Below are 14499 nucleotides of genomic sequence, written 5' to 3'. Positions count from 1 at the left end.
AGAGTAGCCGCGCCGGGGCCGCGCGCAAGTCAGGCGTGGCCGTAGGCTTCGGCCATCGCGACCTGCATCGCGTCCGACGGGCGGCGACCGCCCCAGCACACGAGCTGGAACGCCGGGTAGTAGCGCTCGCCCGCGAGGATCGCCTCGGCAACCATCTGGTTGATCTGCTCGACCTGCGCGCAGGCGCCCCCGGCCAGCACGAGCCCGTAGCGATAAACCATCATCTTCTGTTCCAGCCAGTAGCTGAATGCCCCCGCCCAGCACTGGTCGTTGGCGAGGTTCAGCGTCTCGTAGAGACGCGGCAGGCTGTCGGCGGGCGGCTCCATCTCGAAGCAGCAGATCAGGCGCAGCGTCTCGTCGGGCTCGGACCAGGCGAGGGTGACGGAATAGCTGCGCCACTGGCCCTCGACCACCATGGCGATCTGATCCTCGCCGACGCGGTCGAAATCCCATTCATGGGTCTCGGCCACGGTCTCGACGAGGTCGATCGGGTGGAGGTCGCCTGTTTCGGAGAACTGATCGCGTTGATGGAGCATGGTCGAAGCCTTCCGCTCTGGCCGCTAGGTCTGGGGTGGGGGGGCGAACCTTATGATTGGGTCGTCCCGTCCCACACAAGATATGGTGGAGCGGGGCGCACGGTCTGTAAAGAGCGGGTTTCGCCTTCTCCACAGCTAATCGCGCCCCTCGCGCGGGGCGTGCGACTTGCGCCCGCCCCCGCCTCCGCTACCGTTCGGGCCGGAACATCGGAGGGGACGGGATGGAGTTGAAGGGATGCGTGGCGGCGATCACCGGCGGGGCCGGCGGGCTGGGGGCCGCGGTCGCGCGACACGTGGCGGCCTCAGGCGGATCGGTCGCGATCCTAGACCGCGATGCGGGCGGCGCGGCGCTGGCCGAGGAGATCGGTGGTCGGTTCTTCGCGCTCGACGTGACGGATGCCGCGGCCTGTGCCGCCGTGCTGGCCGAGGTCGCGGGCGCGGGGCGGCTCGACCTGATGGTCAACTGCGCGGGCATCGCGCCTGCCGCCAAGACCGTCGGGCGGGACGGCGCGCATGATCCGGAGCTTTTCGCGCGCGTCATCGCGATCAACTTGGTCGGCACGTTCAACTGTGCCTCTGCCGCCGCCGCGATCATGTCGGCGCAGGACGGGCAGGGGCCCGACGGGGAGCGGGGCGTGATCGTGAACACCGCCTCGGTCGCGGCCTACGAGGGTCAGATCGGGCAGGCGGCCTATGCGGCGTCCAAGGGCGGGGTCGCGTCGCTGACGCTGCCGATGGCGCGGGACCTGGCGTCGCGGGGCGTCCGGGTGGTCGCGGTGGCGCCGGGCCTCTTCCTGACGCCGATGCTGCAGGGTCTGCCGCAGGAGGTGCAGGATAGCCTCGGGGCGCAGGTCCCGTACCCGTCGCGGCTGGGTCAGCCGTCGGAATTCGCGTCGCTCGTGGCCGAGATCGCGCGCAACCCGATGCTCAACGGCGAGGTCATCCGGCTGGACGGCGCGATCCGGATGACGCCGCGATGACCCTGGCCGACTGGACCCCGCTGACCTTCGAGCCCGCGCCCGTTCTGGAGGGGACGGCGACGCGGTTGGAGCGCTTGTCCGGGGACCATGCCGATGCACTCGATGCGGCGAACCGCGCCGATGACGCGATGTGGGCCTATCTGCCCTACGGGCCCTTCGCCGATCGGGAGGCCTATCGGGACTGGGTGGCGGAGGCCGCCGCGTCGAGCGATCCGATCTTTTATGCCATCCGGGGCGAAGACGGCTGGGCGGGGGTGGCTTCCTATCTGCGGGTGGACCGCGCGAACGGCGTGATCGAGATCGGCCATATCGCGATGTCGGCGGCGCTTCAGCGGACGCGGGCGGCCACCGAGGCGATCCACTTGATGATCGCGCAGGCCTTCGCGGCAGGGTTCCGGCGGGTGGAATGGAAATGCGACGCCGCGAACGGCCCCAGCCTCGCGGCGGCGCGGCGCTACGGGTTCGGCTATGACGGGACGTTCCGGCAGCACATGGTCGTGAAGGGGCGCAACCGCGACACGGCGTGGTTCGCCATTCTCGACGGCGATTGGCCGCGCCTTTGCAAGGTGCACCGTGCGTGGCTCGATGCCGACAATTTCGATGCTGCAGGCCGACAGGCCCGGTCGCTGTCGGTGATGGTCGCTGAGGCGGCGGGCGCCACCGTCGCCTAGACCACCCGCGGCTCGGCCAGACGTTCGGTGATGAGTGCGTGGAGCGCGGGCCGGATGTCGTCGACCGCGCGCCGGGCCAGCATGTCGGATTGCGACAGCAGGGCCGCGTCATGGCCCGTGCGGGCGACGCCGCGCAGGAAATCGGCGACGAAGCCCGGCGGCACCGAGCCGTCGCCCAGCAGCCGTTCGGCGTGCAACAGGTCTTCGGACAGCGCGAGGCGGTCGGGCTCGACCGTTTCGGCGCCGACCACACGCAGGCCCCTGGGGCGCTGGTCGTCGGGCAGCGCGCCCAGGATGACAGCCTGGAAGGCGGCCAGGCTCTCGATCGGCTTGGGAAGGAACGCGTCGGCCCCGGCCTTGAGCGCCGCCGCCTCGACTTCGGATGCGTCGCGGCCCGAGGTGGCCAGCACCACGTCCGGCCGCTGCGTCGCCGTGCGCAGACGGGCGATCAGGTCGAGCCCGTCGCCATCGGGCAGGCCCAGATCGACGATCGCGATCCCGGCGCGATAGGTGTTGAGATGCCGCTCTGCGGCGGCGAGGCTGTCGGCGCGGCGGATGCGCGCCCCGGACCGGAGCGCCAACAGGCGGACCGCCTCGGAGGCGAAGCGACTGTCCTCGACCAGAAGGACCGTCTGGCCGAGAAGCGGTCGGGCGGGCGTCGGAACGGGGCGGGCCATGAGGGCGATTTCATCCATCGTCGTCTTCTCCGAATCCAGAGGTGTCTGCGCCCCGCCAGAATTGCGCCGTCAGTCCTAACAAAGCGTGAACATGCACGCGGCACGGCTTGCGGTGCCGGGCCGTCCTGCCCATAACGCCCCCCGAATGCGGACCAAGGGGGCGGCTGCCATGATCGGACGACTGAACCACGTGGCCATCGCGGTGCCGGACCTGGAGGCGGCCGCGGCGCAATATCGCGATACGCTGGGTGCCCATGTGAATCCGCCGCAGGACGAACCGGATCACGGCGTGACGGTGGTCTTCATCGAGCTTCCGAACACGAAGATCGAGCTTCTCCATCCGCTGGGCGACGGCTCGCCCATCGCGGGCTTTCTCGAGAAGAACCCTTCGGGCGGCATCCATCACATCTGCTACGAGGTCGAGGACATCCTCGCCGCGCGGGATGCGCTGACGGCGGCGGGCGCGCGCGTGCTCGGGACCGGCGAGCCGAAGATCGGGGCTCATGGCAACCCGGTGCTGTTCCTGCATCCGAAGGATTTCACCGGCACGCTGGTCGAGCTGGAGCAGGTTCCCGCTGCGGAGGCCGTCTGATGTCCATCTTCTCGGCCTTCGTGGTCTTCGCGATGATCTGGGCGATGGTCTTCATGATCGGGCTTCAGATCGGCCAGCGCACCCAGGGCGACGCGGGCGAGGTCACGCGCGGTACCCACGCCTCGACCCCCGAGCGCCCGATCGGGGTCTATCGGCGGATGGCGTGGGCGACGGCGATCGCCCTGGCGATCTGGGTGCCGATGATCTGGCTGATCACCTCGGGGCACATCACGATCGACGGGATTCGCGCAGTGACGGGGCGGCCGATCCGCGATTGATGCGGTGGAAGAGGTGGGTGAAGGTCGCGGCCCCCACCACCGGCACCAGAAGGTTCAGGATCGGCACCGACAGCGGGATGGCCATCAGGATGCCCGTGGCCCAGATCTGCGCGCGGTGGCGGGTGCGGAAGGCCGCGGCCTCGTCCCGGCTGAGATGACGGAGTGCCACGAGCTGCGCGTATTCGCGGCCGAGCAGGAAGCCGTTGACCCCCCAGAAGATCAGGAGCGCGAAGGGCGCCAGCACGAGATAGGCGATCAGCGCCAGAAGATTGGCGCCGACGACGAGGCCGAGAAAGCCCGCGCTCTCGCGCGCCATTTCGAGCCAGCCCTGCGCGCGGGCGGGGGGCAGGCCGGGATAGTGCTTGTCCTCAACGGCCTGCGCGATCCGGTCAAGGAAGAGACCCGTGAAGGCCGAGGCCACGGGCACCATCAGGAACACCGACGCGATGAGCGTGAAGGGCACGACCGCCCAGCCGGCCGCGTTGTCGAGCCAGGTCACCTCGCCCAGCCACGGCAGCGTCACGGTCGGACCGACCAGCCATTGCGCCCCCCAGACGAGAAGCACGGAGAAGCCGATCAGAAGCGCCGCCGACAGGCCGATCCCGGCCAACAGGACGCCGCGAAAGCGCGGATCGGTCAGTTGGCCGAGCGCCAGCGTCAGGTTGCGGATCATGCGTCGACCCAGGCGATCTTGGCCTGCGGATCGGGGCGGGGTCATTCGGGCGGGACGACCGTCTCGGTTCCCAGCACGACCAGCCCGGCCAGGAATGCGGGCGGCTCGATATCGAAGCCGTCGCGCAGGAAGTCGGGATCCGTGGCCATCCAGCCCGAGAGCCAGTTGGCCCCCCAGCCCGCCGCCTGCGCCGCGCAGACAAGGTTGTGGCAGAGCGCCCCGGCGCTGAGGATCTGCTCGACCTGCGGGATCTTCTCGGACGGCACCGGGTCCGAAATCACGCCCACCATGCAGGGGGCCGCGTCGAACATCGCGCGGGCCTTCGCCGTCCGCTCCGGGTCGAGCCCGCGCGCGCGGCCCAGCCGTTCGGTCAGGGCGGCCAGCCGGTCGAGCGCCGCGCCCGACAGCACCACCAGCCGCCAGGGTTCGAGCTTGCCGTGATCGGGCACGCGAAGCGCGGTCTCGAGGATGGCCGACAAGGCGGCACGATCGGGCGCCGGTTCCGCGAGCGTCTTGGCCGGGCGGGAGCGGCGGGCCGCGAGGAAGGCGGCGGCCTCGGCATTGGGGGCGAGGGGGGGAATGCTGTGCGTCATGGTCGCTATGTCAGCCCCGCGCGCGCCGGATTCAAGCGCGCAGGCGCTGTGCGCGGATGGCCCGTTCCGGCGGCGCCCGCGAATGCGGGCCTGTGCGACCCGGAGGGCCAACGACGCGAGACACTGGTTGCGCGCTGAACGGGCCGTCAGCTCGCCTTCTTGGCCGCCGGCTTCTTCTTGGCGGCGGGCTTCTTCGCCGCAGCCTTCCGGGCGGGCTTCTTCGTCTTGGCGGCCTTCGCGTCGATCAACTCGACCGCCTGTGCCACCGTCAACTCCTCGGGCGAGACGTCCTTCGGGAGCGTCGCGTTCACCTTCTCCCACTTCACGTAAGGCCCGAACCGACCTTCCATCACGGCCATCGCGCCGCCGTTCTCGGGATGCTCGCCCAGATCGCGCAGCGCCTTGGCCGCCTGCCGCCCGCCGCCGCGCGGATTGGCGCGCTTGTCGGCCAGCACCTCGACGGCGCGGTTCATGCCGATGGTGAAGACCTCCTCCTCGTCGGCGAGGTTGGCGTAGATGGGCTTGGCGTCCTCGGGGCGCTTGTGCATCACGTAGGGGCCGTAGCGGCCGAGATTGGTCTCGATGGGCTGGCCATCCTCGGGATGCATGCCGACTTGCCGGGGCAGCGACAGAAGCTGCAGGCCCCGGTCGAGGTCCAGCGCCTCGGGGGCCCACATCTTGGGCAGGCTGGAACGCTTGGGCTTGGGGTTCTCGTCGGTCTTCTCGCCGAGCTGGACATAGGGCCCGAAGCGGCCCGATTTCAGCCAGACCTCCAGCCCGCTCTCGGGCTCGACCCCCAGCATCCGGTCCTCGCCGGTCTGCTCGCCCTCCATGCCCGGCGGGCCGAAGGGGCGGGTGTAGTTGCATTCGGGATAGCGGCCGCAACCGATGAACGCGCCGCCCGAGCGGGCCGTACGCATCGACAGGCGCCCCTGTTCGCAGCGCGGGCAGAGCCGCGGATCGGTGCCGTCGCCCTTGTCGGGGAAGAGATGCGGCTCGAGCACCTCGTTGATCTTCTCGAGCACGTCGGTGATCCGCAGCTCCGCCGTCTCGTCCACCGCGGCCTTGAAGTCGCGCCAGAACCGCCCGAGCACGTCCTTGTAATCCGCGTCCCCCGCCGAGACCTGGTCGAGCTCGTCCTCGAGGCCGGCGGTGAAGTCGTAGCCCACGTAGCGGCGGAAATAGTTCGACAGGAACGCGGTCACGAGCCGTCCCTGGTCCTCGGGGAAGAGCCGGTTGCCCTCCTTGCGGACATAGCCCCTGTCAACGATCGTCCCGAGGATGCTGGCATAGGTCGAGGGCCGCCCGATGCCGAGCTCCTCCATCTTCTTGACCAGCGTCGCCTCGGTGTAGCGGGGCGGCGGCTGGGTGAAGGACTGCTGGCCGAGGACCGCGTTCGACGGCGCCTTCACGAGCTGGTTCTCCGAGGTTTCGTCCGCGTAGGCTGCGACCTTCTTGGCCGCGTCGCCCTCGTGGATGGCGGGCAGGCGCTTGTCGTCGTCCGACGCCTCGGCATCGTCGTCGCGCCCTTCGGTATAGACCTTCATGAAGCCGTCGAAGGCCACGACCTGGCCGGTCGCCCGCAGTTCGACCTGTTCGTCGCGGTCGGCGATGGTCACGGTCGTCCGCTCCAGTCGCGCGGCCTCCATCTGGCTGGCCAGCGTGCGCTTCCAGATCAGGTCGTAGAGCTTCTTCTGATCCGCCTCGAGCCTCAGGTCGCCCGCGGCCTTGGCCATGTCGGTGGGCCGGATGCACTCATGCGCCTCCTGCGCGTTCTTGGCCTTGTTCTTGTACATCCGGGGGCTGCCCGGCACGTAGTCCTTGCCGTAGCGGTCGGCGATGGCGTCGCGGGCGGCGTGGACGGCCTCGGGGGCCATGTCGATGCCGTCGGTCCGCATGTAGGTGATATGCCCGGCCTCATAGAGTCGCTGGGCCGTCGACATCGCCGCCTTGGCGCCCATGCCGAACTTGCGGCTGGCTTCCTGTTGCAGGGTCGAGGTCATGAAGGGCGGGCTGGGGTTGCGGGTGCCGGGCTTGGCCTCGACGCGCGTGACCGTGAGATTGCGGCTCTCGACGGCCTGAACGGCCAGCTCGGCCTGGGTCGCGTCGGCGAGGTCGAACCGGTCGAGCTTCTTGCCCGCGAGCGACACCAGACGGGCCTCGAACTGCTGCCCACGCGGCGTCTCGAGCATGGCGCGGACGGACCAGTATTCACGCGGATCGAAGGCTTCGATCTCCATCTCGCGCTCGACGATGAGGCGCAGGCTGACCGACTGGACGCGCCCCGCCGACTTGGCGCCCGGCAGCTTGCGCCAGAGCACGGGGCTCAGGTTGAAGCCCACGAGGTAGTCGAGCGCGCGGCGCGCCAGGTAGGCATGGACCAGAGGGGTGTCGATCTCGCGCGGGTTGGCGATGGCCTCCTGCACGGCGGTCTTGGTGATGGCGTTGAAGGCGACCCGGCTGACGGGCATGTCCTTCTTGATGCCGCGCCGGTTGAGCAGCGCCTCCTGCAGGTGCCAGGAGATGGCCTCGCCCTCGCGGTCGGGGTCCGTGGCGAGGATCAGGTTCGGATCGTCGGCCAGCGCGTCGGCGATGTCCTTGATCCGCTTCTTCGAATCCGCCGGAACCTCCCAGGTCATGCCCCAGTCGTCGGTGTCGACCGACCCGTCCTTGCCCACCAGATCGCGGACATGGCCGTAGCTGGCCAGCACAGTGTAATCGGACCCCAGATAGCCGTTGATGGTCTTGGCCTTGGCCGGGGATTCGACGACGACGACGGGCATGGGGCGGAACCTCGGGCTGGGGTCGGACGGGGGTATGCGGTGGCGATCCCCCTTGGGCGGCGGACCATGTGGGGGGTCCCGGCGGATTGTCAATGGGAGGGCCGGTCGGGCGATCGGGCGCCGCGCGCGCCCGCGGGACGGGGCACCGGAGCGCCGGGTTTCGGCCCGGGCGCCGACCGATCGGACCGGGGTCGGGCGCCTTCGCCGGGGTGTGCCATGCGGGCGGGCGCAGCCGCCGCCGTCGCGGTTTTGGACCGGCTAGAGGCGGACGAGCGACCCGCCGGGCCGGCGCGCGATCTCGCCTGCGAGTTCCAGCTCCGAGAGCTGTGCCGCGACCGCCCGCGCATCGGCCTCGCCGCCCGGCGCGAGGTCGCGGCGAAGCTGGTCCTCGCCCACGGGAACCGGCGACAGGAGCGACAGGATGCGGGCGCGCAGGACCGTCGCGTCGCCATCGGTTGGGGCGGGTGCGGTCGCCTCGGCGACGGGTTCGGGCGCGGGGCGCGGGGGTGCGTCGCGCATCAACCCGTCGAGCAGGTCCAGAACGTCCTCGGCCCCGCGCACCAGCGTCGCACCGTCGCGCAGCAGAAGGTTGCAGCCGGACGCGCGGGTGTCGAACGGGTGGCCAGGCACGGCCATCACCTCGCGCCCCTGGTCGAGCGCGTCGCGCGCCGTGATCATCGAGCCCGAGCGCGCGGCCGCCTCGACCACGACGACGGCCTGCGCCACGCCCGACACGATGCGGTTGCGGCGCGGGAAGTCGCGCGCCGTCGGGTGCAGGCCGAAGGGGCGTTCGGACAGCGCGCAGCCGGTCGCGGCGATCGCGGTGCCGAGTTCGGCGTTCTCGGCGGGGTAGACCCGGTCGAGCCCGCCCGCGTGGACGGCGACCGTCCCGCCGTCCAGCGCGGCGGTGTGGGCGGCGGTGTCGACCCCGCGCGCAAGCCCCGAGACCACGGTCACCCCCGCCTCGGACAGGGCGCGGCCCAACGCGCGGGCCATGCGGAGCGCCAGGGACGAGGCGTTCCGCGTGCCGACGACCGCCACGCTGCGCCGGGTCAGAAGCTTCGGGTCGCCCTGGCACCAGAGCACAGGCGGCGCATCGCCCACCTGCGCCAGGCGATGGGGATAGCCCGGCGCGCCCAAGGTCAGGAGCCGCGCGCCCGCGGCCTTGGCCGCCCGGATCTCGCGGCGGATCTCGGCCTCGGTCGCGGGGGCGTAGGACGTGTCGCCCGCCGCCGCGGCCAGACCCGGGAGGGCGGTCAGTGCGGCGACGGCATCGCCATGCGCGGCGATCAGGCGCCGGAAGGTGGCCGGGCCGACCCGCCGCGACCGCGCCAGCCGAAGCCGCGCGAACAGCTCCTCCTGCGGCGGGGGCGCATCGAAGAGCGGCAGCGGCGCCTCGGAGAAGCCGGGCCCATGGTCCAGAAGCTCGGGAATCGCGTCATCCATATGCCCGAGCTTCGCCACGGGGGCGTTGCGAAACGGTTAACGCCGCGCGATGTCGCGCGTCAGGCCGCCGAGCCGCCCACCGTCAGCCCGCCGATCAGGAGCGTCGGTTGGCCCACGCCCACCGGCACCCATTGGCCCGCCTTGCCGCAATTCCCCATCCCCGGGTCCAGCGCCATGTCATTGCCGATGGCGCGGATGCCCTTGAGCGCCGTCGCGCCGTCGCCGATCAGGGTCGCGCCCTTGACGGGGGCGCCGACGACGCCGTTCGTCACGCGGTAGGCCTCGGTGCAGGAGAAGACGAACTTGCCGTTGGTGATGTCGACCTGACCGCCGCCGAAGCCCACGGCATAGATGCCGTCCTTGACGTCGGCCACGATGCCGGCCGGGTCGGCGTCGCCGCCCAGCATGTAGGTGTTGGTCATTCGCGTCATGGGCGCGTGGGCATAGCTTTCGCGTCGCCCGTTTCCGGTCGGCGCCACGCCCACCAGCCGCGCGCTCTGGCGGTCCTGCATATAGCCCACGAGGATGCCGTCCTCGATCAGGGTATTCTTCCCCGACGGCGTGCCCTCGTCATCGACGCTGATGGACCCGCGCCGGTCGGGGATCGTGCCGTCGTCGAGCACAGTGACGCCCGGCGACGCGACGCGCTGGCCCATGAGGCCCGCGAAGGCCGATTGGCCCTTGCGGTTGAAATCGCCTTCCAGCCCGTGGCCCACCGCCTCGTGCAGAAGGATTCCGGGCCAGCCCGCGCCCAGTGCGACATCCATCACGCCCGCGGGGGCGGGGATGGCCGAGAGGTTCACGACGGCGATCCGAAGCGCCTCGCGCGCGACGCCCTCCCAATGATCGCGGGTCATCAGCCCGGTCAGCCCGACGCGCCCGCCGCCGCCGGCGCTTCCGCTCTCGCGGCGGCCCCCCTCCTCGACGATGATCGAGACGTTGAGCCGGACCATCGGGCGCACATCGGTGACCGACAGGCCCTCGGGGCGCAGGATCTCGACCTCCTGGTGAGAGGCGGCCATGGAGGCGCTGACCTGCACGACGCGGGGGTCAAGCGCACGCGCGAAGTCATCGATCTCGCGCAGCGTGTCGAGCTTGACGGCGAAGGCAGTGCCCGCGATCGGATCGTCGTCGCCATAGAGTCGCCGGTTGGTGCGCGCGGGCGCGTCCGAAAGCGTGCCGCCGCCGTCGCCCACGGCGAGCCGCACGGTCTCGGAGGCGCGGGTCAGCGCCTGTTCGGAGATTTCGGTCGAATGGGTGTAGCCCGCCGTCTCGCCCCGCACGGCGCGCAGGCCGAAGCCTTCGGAGGCGTCGTAGCTGGCCGTCTTCACGCGGCCATCATCGTACACCACCACCTCGGAGCGGCGCCGCTCGAGGAAGAGCTCGCCGTCATCGGCCCCGGCCGTGGCGGCGCGCAGTGTGGCCAGTGCGGCCTCGCGGTCGAGCAGGGTCTCGAAGGGGCGGAAAGGGGCATCGGTCATGGGGCGTCTCCGGTCACTGTTGCCGCATAGATAGGGCGTCGGCGCGCCGGACCCCAGACGCTGTCGCCGGATTGGGCACCGGGGGGGCGGGCCCCAGGTGTGCCGTGGTCGCCAGACGCGGGATTCGCCGCTAGGCTCGGGCGCGGGAGAGGATTGGGGAGGCGGCGATGAACTTTCAGCTTCAGGGCGAGGGGCCGCAGATCTACGAGACGGTGCTGGTGCCGCTCTGGTTCGGGCGCTGGGCCGAGGCGCTGGTCGGGACGCTGGACCTCGCGGCGGATGCGCGGGTGCTCGATATCGCCTGCGGCACGGGCGTCACGACCCGGATGGTCCATGACGCGCTGGGGCCAAAGGGGCACGTCGCGGGGCTCGACAACAACGAAGGGATGCTGGCCACGGCGGCGGAGCTGGCCGAGGGGCGCGACATCCGCTGGATCCTCGCCGACGTCAACGGCAGCGGGCTGCCCTCGGGAAGCGTCGACGTGACCCTGTCGCAGCACGGCTATCATTACTTCCCCGACAAGCCCGCCGCCCTGCGCGAGTTTCGGCGGCTGCTGGCGCCCGGCGGCGCGATGGCGTTCTCGATCTGGGCGGGGCACAGCGCCTATACCGAGGCGCTCTGCGATGCCGTCGCCACGCATATCTCGGCCGAGGCCGCGGCGATGCAGCGGGCCCAGCGCGAGACCCCGACCGCCGAGGCCCTGGAGCGCGCGGCGCGCGATGCGGGATTCGATGCGGTGTCGGTCACGCGGCAGGAGCTGGAGATCGACGTGCCCGCGCCCGAGGTCTTCGTGCCGCAGCATTTGCAGTCGATGCCGATCGCCGGGGCCTTTCTGGCCCTGCCCGAGGACGCGCGGGCGGCGCTGGTGGCGAATGTCGCGGCGGCGATGGCCGACCAGATCGAGGGCGACCGCATGACCTATGCCGACGCGGTACACGTGGTGGCCGGGCGCGCCTGAGGCCCGACGGGCGCGGCGCGGATTGAACCGGATCGCGGGCGGGATTCGGCGGATCGGCGGCCCGTGCCGGGGCCGCGCGACGGGGGCACCCGAAGGCCGGCCCGCCCGGCATGTCGCGGGTGCGACACAGGGCCACCGGGGCCTTGCATCCGACCCGTCCGATATGGTCTTACCCCGGCCTAGGACGCAGGGGGGCGGAATCCGAACCGCCCCGATTCCGACAGACAGGACGTAAGAGAATGATCCACGCCCCGAAGGCCGCGCTCGCCGCCGTCACGCTCGCGCTTACCGCCATTCCCGCCGCCGCGCAGGGCTTCCTCGGCGAGTTGCCGATCATCGGCACCCCGCAGGAGGGCGGCATCGGCTTTCAGCCCGCGACCACGTCGCTGGCCGCCGAGATCCACTGGCTCGACGCCTTCCTTCTGGTGATCATCACGGTGATCGCGCTCTTCGTGACGGGCCTGCTGGCCTGGGTCGTGATCCGCTACAACCGCAAGTCCAACCCCGAGCCCGCGCGCTTCACGCACAATTCGCCGCTCGAGGTGACGTGGACCGTGGTGCCGATCGTGATCCTCGTGGTCATCGGCGCGTTCTCCCTGCCGGTGCTCTTCGACCAGCAGCGCATCCCCGAGGGCGACGTGGTCGTGAAGGTCACGGGCTACCAGTGGTACTGGGATTACGAATACCCCGAAGAGGACGGCATCCAGTTCTCCAGCTACATGATCGGCGCGGATTCCGGGAACATGATGACCGAAGAGGTCTCGGCCCAGCTGCAGGAGGCCGGTTACTCGGACGACCAGTTCCTGCTGGCCACCGACACGTCGGTCGTCGTGCCCGTGGGTGCGACGGTCGTGATGCAGGTCACCGGCGGCGACGTCATCCACTCCTGGACAATCCCGTCCTTCGGCGTGAAGCAGGATGGCATCCCCGGTCGCCTGGCGCAGCTGTGGTTCCGCGCCGAGCAGGAGGGCGTCTATTTCGGCCAGTGCTCGGAGCTCTGCGGCATCGCGCATGCCTACATGCCGATCACGGTCAAGGTCGTCTCGGACGAGGCGTATCAGGCGTGGCTCACGGCGATGAAGGCCGACGAGCTGGTCACCTGGTAAGCACTTGACCGACGCCAGCCTCCATATCGCGACCCCGCGGCCCGCTTCCGACGAGGCGGGTCTGCGCGACTATTGGCTGCTTCTGAAGCCGCGCCTGATGTCGCTGTCGGTCTTCACCGCGCTGGTGGGCCTGCTCGTGGCGCCGGGCAGCGTGCATCCGGTGCTGGGCGCGACCTCGATCCTCTGGATCGCGATCGGGGCGGGCGCGTCGGCCGCGCTGAACATGTGGTTCGATGCCGATATCGACCGGGTGATGAAGCGGACGCGCAAGCGCCCCATCCCCTCGGGCCGGGTCGCACCCGGCGACGCGCTGGCGCTGGGCCTGTTCCTGACGGGCGTGTCGGTTGTCATGCTGGGCCTGACGGCCAACTGGGTCGCCGCCGGCTGGCTGGCCTTCACGATCTTCTTCTATGCGGTGATCTACTCGATGTGGCTCAAGCGAACGACGTCGTGGAACACGGTGATCGGTGGGCTGGCGGGCGCCTTCCCCCCGATGATCGGCTGGGCCGCGGCGACGGGCGGCACCCCGCTCGAGGCATGGCTTCTGGTTGCGCTGATCTTCATGTGGACGCCGCCGCATTTCTGGGCGCTCGCGCTCTTCGTCAAGCTCGACTACCACGCCGCGCGCATCCCGATGCTGACCGTGACCCACGGCCGGACCGAGACGCGCCGTCAGACCTGGCTCTGGGCGCTGGGGCTTGCCGTGGTGTCGGTGTTCACGGCGACGACCGGTGTCGGCGGGCCGCTGACGCTGGCGGTGGCGCTGGGGCTGAACGCGGTGTTCCTGCGGTATGCCTTCGCCGTCTGGCGCCGCACCGATGCCGACAGCGAGGCCGATGGCCACGCCGCCGAGAAGCGCCTTTTCAAGTGGTCGCTCGTCTATCTCTTCGTGCATTTCGCCGTGTTCGTGGCCGAGGCCGCGCTGCCCTTCGGAGGCTGGTGATGCAGGTCGAGCACGAGGTCCACAAGCGCAAGCGGACGAGCAATTTCGGCATTCTGGGCGTGCTCCTGGCGTTCATCCTGATCGTCTTCGGTATCACCGTGGCCAAGATCCAGACCGGCGGCTTCAGCGAGGGGTTCGACCACGTCGCGCGCCCGCAGATGCTGCCCGCCGAGACGGAGGCGTCGGAATGATGCGCTGGTGGCGGGACCTGACGGCCAATGGCCGCGTCGTGGCGCTGACGCTGGCGACGGTTCTCGGCATGGGCTCGCTCGGATGGGCGGCGGTGCCGCTCTACGACCTGTTCTGCCGCGTCACCGGATATGGCGGCACGACCGCGCGGGCCGAGGCCGGTTCGGACGTGGTGCTGGACCAGACCGTCCTCGTGCGCTTCGACGCCTCACGCGAGCGGGACATGCCGTGGGAGTTCCGGCCCGAGCAGACCTCGATGGAGGTCCGCATCGGCGAGACCCATCTTGCCTTCTACGAGGCGACGAACCCGACCGACGAACCCGTCGCGGGCACGGCCAGCTACAACGTGGCGCCCTATGCGGCCGGTCTCCATTTCGTGAAGATCGACTGCTTCTGCTTCGAGGAGCAGGTGCTGATGCCGGGCGAGACGATCTCGATGCCCGTCACCTTCTATGTCGACCCGGCGATCGTCGACGACCCGGAGGCGAAGGGTATCCCGGAGATCACGCTGTCCTACACGTTCCACGTCACGGACTTGCCAGATGAATACGCCGCGTTGCAGGACGACGACGCGGTACGAACGACCAACTAG

The 14499-nt window shown here is 70.3% G+C and carries 16 protein-coding genes; 9 read left to right on the top strand and 7 right to left on the bottom strand.

Features of this window, described 5'->3' with window-relative positions; all coding sequences use genetic code 11:
- Positions 1-29: 29 nt before the first annotated feature.
- On the bottom strand, positions 30-536 hold the full coding sequence (locus Q0833_RS14165; RefSeq protein ID WP_298436124.1) for a YbjN domain-containing protein: 507 nt from the start codon (positions 534-536) through the stop codon (positions 30-32).
- A 221-nt stretch (positions 537-757) separates the two neighbouring features.
- Between Q0833_RS14165 and Q0833_RS14160 the strand changes: the two genes are divergently transcribed.
- Together Q0833_RS14160 and Q0833_RS14155 are read left to right on the top strand one after the other, a co-directional pair.
- The gene (locus tag Q0833_RS14160) at positions 758-1516 is read left to right on the top strand and encodes an SDR family NAD(P)-dependent oxidoreductase (protein ID WP_298436122.1); all 759 of its coding nucleotides are present in this window, start codon (positions 758-760) and stop codon (positions 1514-1516) included.
- Positions 1513-2187, top strand: coding sequence for a GNAT family protein (locus Q0833_RS14155; protein WP_298436119.1), 675 nt, complete (start codon positions 1513-1515; stop codon positions 2185-2187). Before Q0833_RS14160 ends, Q0833_RS14155 begins: the two co-directional genes overlap by 4 nt.
- Here Q0833_RS14155 and Q0833_RS14150 read toward each other — a convergent pair.
- Complete coding sequence (locus Q0833_RS14150) at positions 2184-2882, bottom strand: response regulator (RefSeq protein WP_298436116.1); 699 nt, start codon at positions 2880-2882, stop codon at positions 2184-2186. The two genes, Q0833_RS14155 and Q0833_RS14150, sit on opposite strands and share 4 nt — an antisense overlap.
- 151 nt (positions 2883-3033) lie before the next feature.
- Here Q0833_RS14150 and mce point away from each other — a divergent pair, with 151 nt between their 5' ends.
- Entirely contained in the window at positions 3034-3456 is a 423-nt protein-coding gene (mce, locus tag Q0833_RS14145; protein WP_298436114.1) for a methylmalonyl-CoA epimerase, read from the top strand.
- Positions 3456-3734, top strand: coding sequence for a DUF1467 family protein (locus Q0833_RS14140; protein ID WP_298436110.1), 279 nt, complete (start codon positions 3456-3458; stop codon positions 3732-3734). Before mce ends, Q0833_RS14140 begins: the two co-directional genes overlap by 1 nt.
- Here Q0833_RS14140 and Q0833_RS14135 read toward each other — a convergent pair.
- The 5 genes from Q0833_RS14135 to tldD all read right to left on the bottom strand — a co-directional run bounded on the left by Q0833_RS14135 (position 3685) and on the right by tldD (position 10710).
- A complete protein-coding gene (locus Q0833_RS14135; RefSeq protein ID WP_298436107.1) occupies positions 3685-4407 on the bottom strand; it encodes an EI24 domain-containing protein in 723 nt (240 codons plus the stop codon). The genes Q0833_RS14140 and Q0833_RS14135 overlap by 50 nt on opposite strands.
- 41 nt (positions 4408-4448) lie before the next feature.
- Positions 4449-5000, bottom strand: coding sequence for a nitroreductase (locus Q0833_RS14130; protein ID WP_298436105.1), 552 nt, complete (start codon positions 4998-5000; stop codon positions 4449-4451).
- 146 nt (positions 5001-5146) lie between these two features.
- Positions 5147-7783 (bottom strand): type I DNA topoisomerase, encoded by a 2637-nt coding sequence (gene topA / locus Q0833_RS14125; protein WP_298436102.1) that lies wholly within the window; start codon positions 7781-7783, stop codon positions 5147-5149.
- Between the two features lie 258 nt (positions 7784-8041).
- Entirely contained in the window at positions 8042-9229 is a 1188-nt protein-coding gene (gene dprA, locus Q0833_RS14120; RefSeq protein WP_298436099.1) for a DNA-processing protein DprA, read from the bottom strand.
- Between the two features lie 59 nt (positions 9230-9288).
- Positions 9289-10710, bottom strand: coding sequence for a metalloprotease TldD (gene tldD, locus Q0833_RS14115; RefSeq protein ID WP_298436096.1), 1422 nt, complete (start codon positions 10708-10710; stop codon positions 9289-9291).
- A 167-nt stretch (positions 10711-10877) separates the two neighbouring features.
- On the opposite strand from tldD, the gene Q0833_RS14110 reads away from it, so the two are divergent.
- The 5 genes from Q0833_RS14110 (at position 10878) to Q0833_RS14090 (ending at position 14499) form a co-directional block, all read left to right on the top strand.
- Positions 10878-11669, top strand: a complete 792-nt coding sequence (locus tag Q0833_RS14110; protein ID WP_298436093.1) for a methyltransferase domain-containing protein — start codon at positions 10878-10880, stop codon at positions 11667-11669.
- Between the two features lie 239 nt (positions 11670-11908).
- Entirely contained in the window at positions 11909-12775 is an 867-nt protein-coding gene (coxB, locus tag Q0833_RS14105) for a cytochrome c oxidase subunit II (protein WP_298436090.1), read from the top strand.
- A 25-nt stretch (positions 12776-12800) separates the two neighbouring features.
- Positions 12801-13718, top strand: coding sequence for a heme o synthase (gene cyoE, locus Q0833_RS14100; RefSeq protein ID WP_298436895.1), 918 nt, complete (start codon positions 12801-12803; stop codon positions 13716-13718).
- Positions 13718-13909 carry a hypothetical protein gene (locus tag Q0833_RS14095; RefSeq protein WP_298436087.1) on the top strand — a complete coding sequence of 64 codons (192 nt, stop codon included), beginning with the start codon at positions 13718-13720 and terminating at the stop codon, positions 13907-13909. Before cyoE ends, Q0833_RS14095 begins: the two co-directional genes overlap by 1 nt.
- Positions 13909-14499: a cytochrome c oxidase assembly protein gene (locus tag Q0833_RS14090; protein ID WP_298436892.1), complete on the top strand. Its 591-nt coding sequence runs from the start codon at positions 13909-13911 to the stop codon at positions 14497-14499. Before Q0833_RS14095 ends, Q0833_RS14090 begins: the two co-directional genes overlap by 1 nt.

The sequence above is a fragment of the uncultured Jannaschia sp. genome (assembly GCF_947503795.1).
GTDB lineage: Bacteria > Pseudomonadota > Alphaproteobacteria > Rhodobacterales > Rhodobacteraceae > Jannaschia.
This window is presented reverse-complemented; position numbering and strand designations above follow the sequence as displayed.

Excerpts from the sequence above, each read along its gene's own strand:
- Q0833_RS14165 (WP_298436124.1), bottom strand. The coding sequence starts at position 536 with ATGCTCCATCAACGCGATCAGTTCTCCGAAACAGGCGACCTCCACCCG.
- Q0833_RS14160 (WP_298436122.1), top strand. The coding sequence starts at position 758 with ATGGAGTTGAAGGGATGCGTGGCGGCGATCACCGGCGGGGCCGGCGGG.
- Q0833_RS14155 (WP_298436119.1), top strand. The coding sequence starts at position 1,513 with ATGACCCTGGCCGACTGGACCCCGCTGACCTTCGAGCCCGCGCCCGTT.
- Q0833_RS14150 (WP_298436116.1), bottom strand. The coding sequence starts at position 2,882 with ATGGATGAAATCGCCCTCATGGCCCGCCCCGTTCCGACGCCCGCCCGA.
- mce (WP_298436114.1), top strand. The coding sequence starts at position 3,034 with ATGATCGGACGACTGAACCACGTGGCCATCGCGGTGCCGGACCTGGAG.
- Q0833_RS14140 (WP_298436110.1), top strand. The coding sequence starts at position 3,456 with ATGTCCATCTTCTCGGCCTTCGTGGTCTTCGCGATGATCTGGGCGATG.
- Q0833_RS14135 (WP_298436107.1), bottom strand. The coding sequence starts at position 4,407 with ATGATCCGCAACCTGACGCTGGCGCTCGGCCAACTGACCGATCCGCGC.
- Q0833_RS14130 (WP_298436105.1), bottom strand. The coding sequence starts at position 5,000 with ATGACGCACAGCATTCCCCCCCTCGCCCCCAATGCCGAGGCCGCCGCC.
- topA (WP_298436102.1), bottom strand. The coding sequence starts at position 7,783 with ATGCCCGTCGTCGTCGTCGAATCCCCGGCCAAGGCCAAGACCATCAAC.
- dprA (WP_298436099.1), bottom strand. The coding sequence starts at position 9,229 with ATGGATGACGCGATTCCCGAGCTTCTGGACCATGGGCCCGGCTTCTCC.
- tldD (WP_298436096.1), bottom strand. The coding sequence starts at position 10,710 with ATGACCGATGCCCCTTTCCGCCCCTTCGAGACCCTGCTCGACCGCGAG.
- Q0833_RS14110 (WP_298436093.1), top strand. The coding sequence starts at position 10,878 with ATGAACTTTCAGCTTCAGGGCGAGGGGCCGCAGATCTACGAGACGGTG.
- coxB (WP_298436090.1), top strand. The coding sequence starts at position 11,909 with ATGATCCACGCCCCGAAGGCCGCGCTCGCCGCCGTCACGCTCGCGCTT.
- Q0833_RS14095 (WP_298436087.1), top strand. The coding sequence starts at position 13,718 with ATGCAGGTCGAGCACGAGGTCCACAAGCGCAAGCGGACGAGCAATTTC.
- Q0833_RS14090 (WP_298436892.1), top strand. The coding sequence starts at position 13,909 with ATGCGCTGGTGGCGGGACCTGACGGCCAATGGCCGCGTCGTGGCGCTG.